We start from the raw sequence: 10,809 nt of genomic DNA, 5'->3' as shown, positions 1-10,809 counted from the left end.
TCTTATCATTACTGAACCATAATTTGCAAGCTCATTAAGAATAAAATCAATTTTCCCAAAAGGTGCGTTATCCGCATCTATAAAAAGAGCGACAATAGATTGCTCAGGTATATTCTTCAATTTGTTTTCCCCCTATGTTATTTATTATTTCAGACGACCTCGTGAGGTCGTCTGAAATTCCTCTTATCAAATCTTACAAGCCCCGCCCGCGCAGCCGTCATCCTGAATGCTGTTAGTTACAATTCTCCCTAACAACTCCCCCAACTTTGCCAACCCACGCGGTTGGAGCAACAAGGTCGGGGGCTTTCTTTCAGTGGCATTGTGCCACAATCTTCCTTCCGCATTTTTGGCTGACGGTTACGTTTTTAATTTCGCCAACGACGTCGCGGCTGTTGCGATAGCGAATCCAGCCGATTTTCGGGAGATACAGGCGGTTATTTTGTTGTTCCAGTTTACAGCCTTGCGGAAAACGAAAGCTCTCTTTCAAGCCTTTTTTCTTGAATTTCGGGAAGCCGGAACGCTTTTGAAAGAAGTTTTTGAACGCGCTTTCAAGGTCTTTTAACGACTGCTGCAAAACCTGACTGTGGCAGTCTTTCAACCAGGTTAATTCACGTTTCCATTCGGGCAGCAGATTGGCTATTTTCGTATAACTGAACTTGACACTGTTATCTTGCCCATATTGCTCATTCTGCCAAGCCAACGCCCGATTGAAGACAAAACGGGAACAGCCGAAAAACTGTTTCATTCTGCGGATTTGTGCGCCGTTTGGCATAATTCCGAACTTAAAGGTTTTGCGTATAATCATAGTGGTATGATTATACCTTTGGTTTGTGTCTGTACCTTATATCTCCGCCCTGAAGGACGGAGTTTTACGGCACAGGGCTGATAAAACGGCGGATATAATCAAATACATGTAATGAGATTCCCAAAATCTTGGTAATGATGTATATTAGTTAAGTTAGCTAATTATGAGAAGTGTTATGTTTCAAGCAAATATTCATCAGGCAAAAACCAATTTGAGTCAATTGATTCAAAGAGCAGAAGCAGGGGAAATCGTTATTATTGCGAAAGCAGGTAAGCCTTGCGTCCAACTAACCGGTATTGAAAAACCGGCACGAAATGCAGGAAGGTTGAAAAAATTCAGTCATATGGGAAATACGGATATTTCACGTATTCTTGAGGATGACAATGAAACGGCAGCTTTATTTGAGGAGTCGGCTCTGTGAGAAAGATTCTGCTTGATACCCATGCTTTGCTGTGGTGGTTGTTGGATGACAAGAAACTGGGGACATCTGCACGCAAACTGATAGAAAATCCGAGAAATGTGATCTTTGTCAGTGCAGCAAGTATTTGGGAAATTTCCATCAAGCAGAACAAGGGGTTGTTGAAATTACCGGACGAGTTTTTTGATGTGCTTCAAGAAGAGGATTTTGAAATGCTGCCTATAGGTCTGTTTCATGCAAAACAGGCTGGAAGCCTTCCGGAGATACACAAAGACCCTTTTGATAGGATGTTGATTGCACAAACCCAAGCGGAAGGCTTTGAACTGATGACTGTCGATGAATATATTCCGCAGTATGGAATTAGAGTTGTCAACGCATCAAGCTGATAAATACAAAAACTGTGTACACAAGAAAGACCGCCGAGGCGGTCTTTCGGTTATTGTCTTCGCTTAAAAGCCAGACTTCCGTCGCGGCCTATAAATCAGTCATTGTTTAAACTTTACTGTAAAACTGTACAACTGCTAAACTGTAAACACAGAAAGAAGCAATACTAACAGCACAAAACAACAGATGCTCAAACTCCATTAGTGCATTATTCTGACTTTTTTCGTTGCCTGATGTATTGATGCTATTTGTGCTGTTCTTATATATGTTGATGCTGGTTACGTCGCGTTTTTTCGGAAAATTCAACCGGTAGGAGACCGATACGCTGTTTCATCTCCTTGCTTAGGGAGAGTAGGGGGCTGATACGACCTTAGTTTTGGTATCCCTAATATCATCATTTTTTTTGTCAAGGCTGTGTTGTAACAATCCCTTGATTTTAAATATTTGCAAGGTAAAAGACTATTATTCGGTTAGACGCAAACCTATCCAAAGGGAATTCCGCACGGATTTCTTTGCAACCAAAATACCTAAGATGCTGATAGGGAATATATTTAGTAGGCTCTGAATTGATTGGTTTGCTGCAACGAAGTACGGTAAAATTTCAAAAGTCCTTAAGTAAGGTAGAAAATCATGTCAGCCCTAAGCCGCCTGCTTAATCAGTTCCAAGAATTTTCCCAAACGCAACGGGATAAGGGAACTTCGTTTGAAAATCTAATTATCAAATATTTCCAAACCGAACCTTGTTATCAAAGCAGGTATGTGAAGGTACAGACCTATTGCGATTGGGCAGCCGAAAATATAAAGGATTTGGGTTTTGAGTACAAAAACGATACCGGCATTGATTTGGTGCTGACAGATATAGATGGCAGTTTTCACGCTGTTCAATGTAAAAATTATTCATCAGACCACACGATACAAAAATCTGACATTGACAGTTTCTTTACTGCTTCGGGGAAGACTTGGTTTACGCACCGCTATATTGTCGCAACGACAGACAAGTGGTCAAATAATGCGCGGGAGTCCCTTAATCATCAAATTATTCCAGTTTCTGTAATTAATTTGGCTGATTTGGAAAACAGCAGTATAGACTGGGAACAATTCAATTTTTCTGCCCGGCAGCCTGCCCTTAAATCCAAAAAGGGTTTGCGCCCACATCAACAAAGTGCCTTAAAAAGTGTTGAAACCCGATTTAATGGAGGAGAAACACGCGGTAAGCTGATTATGGCTTGTGGTACGGGTAAAACGTTTACTGCGCTGAAAATCGCTGAAAAAATGGCCGGTAAAGGCAAACGGGTACTCTTCCTAGTACCAAGCTTATCATTATTGAGCCAAACCTTACGCGAATGGAATCAAGACACAGAAACACCATTGATTAACTTTGCTGTTTGTTCCGATAGCGATGTAGGCAAAAAACACAATGAAGATAGTGTCCTAGCCAATCTTAGCGATTTACAGTTTCCGGCAACAACCAATGCCAAAAGCCTTGCAAACGCAGTACACGTGGTAGAGCGGAAAAATAAACAGCAAACCATGACTGTTGTTTATTCCACTTATCATTCCATTGATGTGATTCACCAGGCTCAATCACAACATAATCTGCCCGAGTTTGACTTAATCATTTGCGATGAAGCACACCGCACTACCGGCGCAACGTTTGATGGAGAAGACGAATCCGCTTTTGTCCGCATACACGATGCCGATTACATCAAAGGTGCAAAACGGCTGTATATGACGGCTACCCCGCGCATCTATGGAGAAACCGCCAAAAATACAGACGGCGTGGTTTTGTATTCTATGGACGACGAAACCCATTACGGCAAAGATTTTTTTGTCCTGACATTTTCCCAAGCAGTTTCAGACGGTCTATTGGTCGATTACAAAGTCATTGTCTTAGCCATCGAAGAAAGTCACATCCAACGCCGCATCCAAAACCTGCTCACCGACGGCAATAACGAGCTCAAAGTCGATGATGCCGCCAAAATTGTCGGCTGCTGGAAAGCACTTTCAAAATACGGCTTAACCAGTGAAGAAGGTGCGCTGTACAACCCAATGCGGCGTGCCGTTGCCTTCTGCCAAGTCATTGAAAAAGAATACAAAGGCAGCAAACACAAAGTCAGCTCAAAACTGATTGCCGAAATGTTCCAGGCCGTGATTGAAGAGTACCAGCAGGCAGAATGTACTGCCTTGCTCAAACAAAATCCCGATTTGAAACTGCCGCCGCAACTAACAATGACCTGCCAAGCCGAACATGTGGACGGCGGTATGAACGCAGGTGAAAAAGAAAGCAGGCTGCAATGGCTAAAAGCACCCGAAGGGCTACCCGAAAATACCTGCCGCATCCTATCCAATGTCCGCTGCCTATCTGAAGGCGTGGACGTACCTGCGCTAGATGCCGTGTTATTCCTTACTCCTCGCAACTCCCAAGTTGATGTCGTGCAGTCAGTCGGCCGCGTCATGCGCCGTGCCGAAGGCAAACAACAGGGCTACGTTATCCTTCCCGTCGTTATCCCCGCAGGTGTTGAAGCCGAAGACGCATTAGACAAAAATGAAAACTACCGAGTTGTCTGGCAGGTACTCAACGCACTACGTGCACACGATGACCGCTTTGACGCGATGATTAACAAATTGGAGTTCAACGGCAAAGACACCCAGAAAATGGAAGTTATTGCCATTGCCGACAAAATCGCCCCGAAAATCAAACGCAGCAGCAAAAAAGACCAAACATTGCACGAAGCCAAGGCTAGTTACGGCATAGGCAGCCCTGCCGCGCCCACACCCGTACAAGAAACCCTCCAATTCGAAATCGGCGAAATCGAACGCGCCCTCTACGCCAAAATCGTCAAAAAATGCGGCAACCGCCACCATTGGGAAGACTGGGCGGGCGACATCGCCAAAATCGCCCGCACCCATATTGACAGCATCAATGCTATTCTAGAAAACCCTGCCAACGAAGCCGAACGCACTGCCTTTGAAGCCTTTGCCGCAGAACTGCGCGATGACCTCAACAACGCTGTCAGCGACGAAGAAATCGTCGAAATGCTGGCGCAGCACATGATTACCAAACCTGTGTTCGACGCACTGTTTTCCGATTACAGCTTCGCCGAGCACAACCCCATGAGCCGTGCCATGCAGAAAGTGCTGGATTTATTGCAGCAGAAAAACCTCCACAAAGAGCGCAATACCCTGCAATCCTTCTACGACTCCGTCCACCTGCGTGCCAGCGGCATCGAAACCGCCGAAGGCAAACAAAAAATCGTCGTGGAACTCTACGACAAATTCTTCCGCAACGCCTTCCCGCGCATGACCGAACGGCTCGGCATCGTTTACACGCCCGTCGAAGTCGTCGATTTCATCATCAAAAGCGTGGAAGACGTCTTGCAGCGCGAATTCAAAAGCAGCCTGCAAGACAAAGGTGTGCACATCCTCGACCCCTTCACCGGTACGGGTACCTTCATCACCCGCCTGCTGCAAAGCGGCATCATCCCGCGCGACAGGCTGCCTGAAAAATACAAAAGCGAAATCCACGCCAACGAAATCGTCCTGCTCGCCTACTACATCGCCGCCATCAACATCGAATCCGCCTACCACGGCATACTGGCAGGTAACATTGACGGCAATGTTTCAGACGACGTCCCCTACGTTCCCTTTGAAGGTATCTGCCTGACCGATACCTTCCAAATGTACGAGAAAGGCGACATGCTGGACGAAATGCTGGTGGACAACAGCGCACGCCGCAAACGGCAGAAAGCCTTGGACATCCGTGTCATTATCGGCAATCCGCCCTATTCCGCAGGGCAGGAATCCGCCAACGACAACAATGCCAACATCGAATATCCGCATCTTGATGCACGCATCCGAGAAACCTATGCCGAACACTCCGCCGCCACCAATAAAAACGCCCTGTACGACAGCTACATCCGCGCCATCCGCTGGGCATCCGACCGCATCGGGCAGCAGGGCGTTATCGGCTTCGTAACCAATGCAGGCTGGGTAGAAGCCAATACCGCAGACGGATTGCGCAAATGTTTGGCGGAAGAATTTTCCAGCCTGTATATCTTCCACCTGCGCGGTAACGCCCGCACATCGGGCGAACGCCGCCGCAAAGAAAAAGACAACGTTTTTGGACAAGGCACACGCACCCCGATTGCCGTCTCCATCCTTGTCAAAAACCCGCAGTCCGAAAAACGGGGGCAGATTTATTTCCACGACATCGGCGACTACCTGACCCGCGAACAGAAGCTGGAAACCATCGCTGAACTTGGCAGCATCAACGGCATTGCCGAACGACGGGGATGGCAGGAAATCGTCCCCGACGAATTTAACGACTGGCTCAACCAGCGCGACCCGAATTTTGATAATTACATCAGCTTGGGGGATAAGAAGGATAAAAAGGCTTTGGTGGTGTTTGAGAATTATTCGAGAGGCGCAGAAACAGGGCGAGATGCTTGGTGCTACAACTTTTCAGACGACCTTTTGCGTCTGAATATCCAGAGAATGATTGGTTTTTATAACAATGAAGTAACACGTTTTCAGACAGCCTATGAAAGGCTATCTGAAAACCAAAAAATACAGATTGATGATTTTATCGATAAGGATGAAACCAAAATTAGCTGGACTTCAAGTTTGAAAGCAAATTTAGAGCGTGGGATTTTACTAGAATTTGATGAAACAAAAATTGTTGATAGTTTATATCGACCATATTCCAAACAAAGGACATATTTCAATGGAGGATTAACCCATCGTGTCGGGCAGTTACAGCATATGTTCCCTAATAATCTGGAAACTAATCAAGTAATTTCCGTAACAGGACGCGGTTCAACCAAAGAATTTTCCGCCCTAATCAGCAATGAAATCCCCGATTTGGAGATGATTTCCAAAGGGCAGTGCTTCCCATTGGACGTATATGAATTTTCAGACGGCGTAGAAACAGCCGAACGAACGAACGAACGAACGAACGAACGAACGAACGAACGAACGAACGAACGAACGAACGAACGAACGAACGAAATTATACACCGCGAAGTACCGTCCAATATCGCCATCTGCCTCACCACGACCGGCAGCAAGGGCTTCTCTGTGCTTATCACCGACCAAATCCCCGATTTACACCTTATCGGCGACGCACAATGCTTTCCGATGTTCCTCTACGAGACGGAGTAACCAACATGACGATTTGTATTACAGGACTGGGCACGACCAAAGGCTTTTCCGTGCTGATGACCGATGCGATACCCGATGTCCAGTTGCAGATGAACGGGCAATGCTTCCCAATGTTCCTCTACGAAACGGAGGAAGCGTAATGGAAAATCAAGACCTGTTCACTGCTGAAATACCGTCTGAAAAGCAGCCTGCACAGAAAAAGCTCATCCTCCGCTCCGCCATCACCGACGACGCGCTGGCTCATTTCCGCGAGCCGTATTCCGCCGCCGATGCCGCCCGAATTGGCAAAGAAGACATCTTCTATTACATCTACGGCCTGCTGCACAGCGAAGAATACCGCGAACGTTACGCCGACAATTTAAGCAAACAGCTACCACGCATTCCGCGCATGAAAACTTACGCTGATTTTGCTGCATTCAGTCAGGCTGGACGTGATTTAGCGGCACTGCACCTGAACTACGAAACCGTACCGATGTATCAAGACGTAAAATTTTCAGGTAGCCTGAAAGGGTTGAAACTTACACCGCAGCAAATCATTGGAGGTACAGCCGAAGATTTCCGCGTGATCAAAATGAAATTTGCCAAAAAAGACGATAAAACCAAAATCGTCTACAACGGCAAAATTACTGTGGAAAACATCCCCGAAGCCGCCTACGACTACATCGTCAATGGCAAATCCGCGATTGAATGGGTGATGGAACGCCAAGCCGTCAGCGTTGACAAAAAATCAGGCATCACCAACGATGCCAACGACTGGGCGGCAGATACCATGCACAATCCGCGTTATCCGTTAGAATTGTTGCTTAGAGTGGTCAACGTGAGCATAAAAACACAAGAGATAGTGAATAATCTGCCGGCTTTGGACATTCAATGATGATGAAAAAAGACTGCTTCTTCGTCTGCTTTGAGTTTGTCTAAATGTTGGTTAATCTCGGTATTGGCTTGTTGAACATTTTTACTAAAATCTTGGCTGACGGTTCTTTGCAAGTCCAACTCGTTTTGCACTGCTTCTCTGTCAAATACGTTTTTCAGGCTGCCTGAAACATTGATTTGTGTATTGCTGCCTGACAACAATGCACCTTATCTGCCCGTATCTGAATCACCGGGATACCTATTTTCGATAAGGCTAAACATTTAGGCGCATTAGAAGCCAATCGTGATGTATGCCAAATCTCGACCGCCAATTTTCTCTGCCACCTTATCTCATGTCTGAGTAGGGAGGAGTTACCCGGTTGATCAAATTCCAGTAAAACATCGATATAAAAAGTTTTGCCATCTATCTCTATCCGAATTTAGAGTGACAACGTAAAATTATAGATGAAGCTAAGAAAATGGATTTTACATAGCTGGAATCTATGAGGAAAAGGCGAGTGGGGTAGATGCAAGCCGTCCCGAATTGAATCGACTCATTGACGATCTTCAGGAAGGTGATTGGGTTATTGCTGAACGAATTGATCGAATCACTCGCCTCCCACCTCGTGAGGCAGAATTACTGATTCAAAGAATCACCGAAAAAGGAGCCAGGCTGCATGTGCCTGACGTTTTTTCTTTCGGGAACTTAGATGAACTTATGGGGGAGGGTGATTCACTTCCAAAATATTTAACCGAACCATTGATGGAAGCCTTGCAGAAAATGTTCTTGCGTATGGCGTTGAGCATTGCCCATGAGGATTGGAAGACAAGAAGAGATCGTGCAAACCAAGGTATTGCACGAGCAAAAAAAGAAGGGTGGATGAAAGGCCAGCCTGCAAATAAACAACTCCATAATGACATTATAGAAATGACATTAAATGGAGTCAGCATTACCCGCATTGCCTCTATCCTCAAATGCAGTTCTTCGACTGTCAGTCTCGTTCGAAGGAGGCATAAGGAAAAGCATAAATCGAGTGACAAGGATCAGCTTGATATTTTCAATGTCTCTGGGCGGAAACCCACTCGGCAAAGAATGGTTTGAAAACCCGCTGTTCATTACTGCTTCCTTGATGTGTTTTTATCTCTATATATTGAATACGACCAACTTATTGGAGATTATTTAGAAACAAGGGGGCAGATTATCATCTTACTTTGAACACCTAGAAACACCTATGAAAATTCAACAAGAACGAATATCTATTTTAGAAAAGGCAAAAAACTCAACAAATGACCCCATCTACCCTCTTCATTAAAACGAAATCTGATTTGCAGCCTGTACACCAACTAGGCAAGGGATAGTATAAAAAGAAAACAGCCCATAAGGGCTGTTTTCTTTTGTTCTATTCCTTTGATACTGCGTCAAGCAGTGTAGTCCAATCTGAAGGAGGATTTCCGTTCCCCAGCATTTTTTTGAACACGGTATATGCATCATTTTTACCGCCATAAGTTCTTTTCGTACCCGAGTCGTTTACCCATGCGAGAATGATGATTTTACTGTTTGAGTCATAACGGAAAAACAATCGATATCTACCCATAAACTTGGCACGTCGCCAAAATTTGTATTCCGAGCCGAGTGTCTTGCCAAGCCGATATTCCGGGCTATCCGGATTAAGGGCAATATTTTCTATTTCGTCTAAGATCCGTTTCAGCAGTTTGGTCTCTTCGGATCTACTGGATTTTTCGAATCGTTTCTGGCTTTCTATCGTAGTGGCCAGTCTGTCTAATTGCTGCGTAAAGCATTCGTGTTCGTAAACGGTATATCCGTTTATCTGCATGGGAGAGTCAGGCATATTAGTCTTTCATATCTGTCTCCCAAGTCAGTTGGCGAAGGCGGTTAAAGCGTGATTGAGATGTGGGTTTGATGGAATTCGGATTTTTTGTCATAGAATTTTCCAAAAAATGCAGGAATTTTCCAACAACTGGATCATGCTCAAATTCTTCTTCCTCAGTATTGTTTTTTTCTAGCAATACCTGTCTGCTGTCTAAGACGGAAAAACGGATTTTGTCCTGTTTTTCCAGTCCCAATGCCTTGCGTACTGACTCGGGAATGGTTGTTTGGTTTTTGCTGGTCATAGTTGACACTGCATCAAAAATAATCTTCATGGTCTCTTTGCCCTGCCTTCATTCAAATTTACTGTTGCTACTTGCGACTTCAATGTCCTAGTTACGCACATCTTCTACTTAACGGCTTGGGAACTTATTGATATTGTTAAAAACTGCTTAGATTAAAGCATTCTGTTCATTGTAAGGAAATTTCCTTACGAAGTCAATACCCAATCCCTTCGACCTTTAAATGAGCAGGGCAATCGCATTGCTGCACTCTTCATCATCCTGTTTGCTTTGAGAGGGTAAGATTTCCCCAAGACATCCACAAAATCTGTGGATAACATTAATCGAATATAAAAGGTCGCCTGGTTAGACGACCTTTTATATTACCGTGGACTCCCTTATATATTGCGTCCCGTCAGAGGGGCGCAATATATACGGCAAGAATGTGAAACAGAAATCAGGTTTGAACCGGGCGATACTAGACCAATCTTGGTTCGAGTTCAGACGGCAGTTGGACTATAAAACGCAATGGCTAGGCGGTTTTTTAACCGCTGTTCCGCCGCAAAATACAAGCAGAACTTGTCCTTGTTGCGGTTATACCGCGAAGGAAAACCGCCAAACGCAGGCTGATTTTGAATGAGTAGAATGCGGCTATACGGGAAATGCGGATGTGGTTGGGGCGTTGAACATTTTGGAGCGTGGGCGAGCTATCGTCCAAGTGTAAATATCAGGCTGGGACACAGCCGTAGAGCTTGTGAAGTGAACTTCATTGAGAGGTCAGCAACAAGAACCCACCGAGAGTAGCCCGCGCAAAGCGTGGGAGCTGGTAGGAATCCCCGTCCTTTAGGGCGGGGAGGATGTCAATGCTATTTTAGTACCTCGCAATCCAATTCATTTGGAGGTTGTTATTTGTTATAATTTTTGTGTAATGCTGTTTCAAAACAGTCAGAATTGATTTGGCTACGTATTAAAGCCTTTAAGCATATCGTTTTTTCATTCTGAACAATATAGAATCTCGACGGAGAGAGTAAGTGCATGGCCTCTTTCGGTAACACTTTCGGTGTTCTCATTCCTAAACCAG

General features: G+C 45.0%; 11 protein-coding genes and 1 pseudogene. 7 read left to right on the top strand and 5 right to left on the bottom strand.

Annotation, left to right across the window (positions count from 1 at the left end; genetic code table 11):
- Positions 1-310: 310 nt before the first annotated feature.
- Positions 311-805, bottom strand: coding sequence for an RNA-guided endonuclease InsQ/TnpB family protein (locus Q3O12_RS00095; protein WP_301667477.1), 495 nt, complete (start codon positions 803-805; stop codon positions 311-313).
- A gap of 175 nt (positions 806-980) precedes the next feature.
- On the opposite strand from Q3O12_RS00095, the gene Q3O12_RS00090 reads away from it, so the two are divergent.
- From Q3O12_RS00090 to Q3O12_RS00065, 5 genes are all read left to right on the top strand, one after another.
- The gene (locus Q3O12_RS00090; RefSeq protein ID WP_002218918.1) at positions 981-1,226 is read left to right on the top strand and encodes a type II toxin-antitoxin system Phd/YefM family antitoxin; all 246 of its coding nucleotides are present in this window, start codon (positions 981-983) and stop codon (positions 1,224-1,226) included.
- On the top strand, positions 1,223-1,609 hold the full coding sequence (locus tag Q3O12_RS00085; protein WP_107862977.1) for a type II toxin-antitoxin system VapC family toxin: 387 nt from the start codon (positions 1,223-1,225) through the stop codon (positions 1,607-1,609). Before Q3O12_RS00090 ends, Q3O12_RS00085 begins: the two co-directional genes overlap by 4 nt.
- Positions 1,610-2,237: 628 nt before the next feature.
- Positions 2,238-6,767, top strand: a complete 4,530-nt coding sequence (locus Q3O12_RS00075) for a DEAD/DEAH box helicase (RefSeq protein ID WP_373323031.1) — start codon at positions 2,238-2,240, stop codon at positions 6,765-6,767.
- 5 nt (positions 6,768-6,772) lie between these two features.
- Complete coding sequence (locus Q3O12_RS10805; RefSeq protein ID WP_192882952.1) at positions 6,773-6,907, top strand: type ISP restriction/modification enzyme; 135 nt, start codon at positions 6,773-6,775, stop codon at positions 6,905-6,907.
- On the top strand, positions 6,907-7,641 hold the full coding sequence (locus Q3O12_RS00065; protein ID WP_118784004.1) for a type ISP restriction/modification enzyme: 735 nt from the start codon (positions 6,907-6,909) through the stop codon (positions 7,639-7,641). Before Q3O12_RS10805 ends, Q3O12_RS00065 begins: the two co-directional genes overlap by 1 nt.
- Here the strand turns inward: Q3O12_RS00065 and Q3O12_RS00060 are convergent.
- Both Q3O12_RS00060 and Q3O12_RS10725 read right to left on the bottom strand, forming a co-directional pair.
- The gene (locus tag Q3O12_RS00060) at positions 7,635-7,838 is read right to left on the bottom strand and encodes a hypothetical protein (RefSeq protein ID WP_153063807.1); all 204 of its coding nucleotides are present in this window, start codon (positions 7,836-7,838) and stop codon (positions 7,635-7,637) included. The genes Q3O12_RS00065 and Q3O12_RS00060 overlap by 7 nt on opposite strands.
- A gap of 8 nt (positions 7,839-7,846) precedes the next feature.
- Positions 7,847-8,056: pseudogene (locus Q3O12_RS10725) on the bottom strand (hypothetical protein); the annotation flags it as partial.
- 53 nt (positions 8,057-8,109) lie between these two features.
- Here Q3O12_RS10725 and Q3O12_RS00055 point away from each other — a divergent pair.
- Positions 8,110-8,721, top strand: coding sequence for a recombinase family protein (locus Q3O12_RS00055; protein WP_308447775.1), 612 nt, complete (start codon positions 8,110-8,112; stop codon positions 8,719-8,721).
- Between the two features lie 298 nt (positions 8,722-9,019).
- On the opposite strand, the gene Q3O12_RS00050 is transcribed toward Q3O12_RS00055, so the two are convergent.
- On the bottom strand, positions 9,020-9,469 hold the full coding sequence (locus Q3O12_RS00050) for a type II toxin-antitoxin system YhaV family toxin (RefSeq protein ID WP_301668786.1): 450 nt from the start codon (positions 9,467-9,469) through the stop codon (positions 9,020-9,022).
- A 1-nt stretch (position 9,470) separates the two neighbouring features.
- The gene (locus Q3O12_RS00045) at positions 9,471-9,782 is read right to left on the bottom strand and encodes a type II toxin-antitoxin system PrlF family antitoxin (RefSeq protein WP_118778807.1); all 312 of its coding nucleotides are present in this window, start codon (positions 9,780-9,782) and stop codon (positions 9,471-9,473) included.
- A 334-nt stretch (positions 9,783-10,116) separates the two neighbouring features.
- Here Q3O12_RS00045 and Q3O12_RS00040 point away from each other — a divergent pair, with 334 nt between their 5' ends.
- The gene (locus Q3O12_RS00040) at positions 10,117-10,368 is read left to right on the top strand and encodes a zinc ribbon domain-containing protein (RefSeq protein ID WP_308447774.1); all 252 of its coding nucleotides are present in this window, start codon (positions 10,117-10,119) and stop codon (positions 10,366-10,368) included.
- The last annotated feature ends 441 nt before the right edge of the window (positions 10,369-10,809 follow it).

Source organism: Neisseria benedictiae, from assembly GCF_958267435.1.
GTDB lineage: Bacteria > Pseudomonadota > Gammaproteobacteria > Burkholderiales > Neisseriaceae > Neisseria > Neisseria bergeri.
Note: the sequence above shows the minus strand (reverse complement) of the source record. Positions and strands in the feature narration are given on the sequence as shown.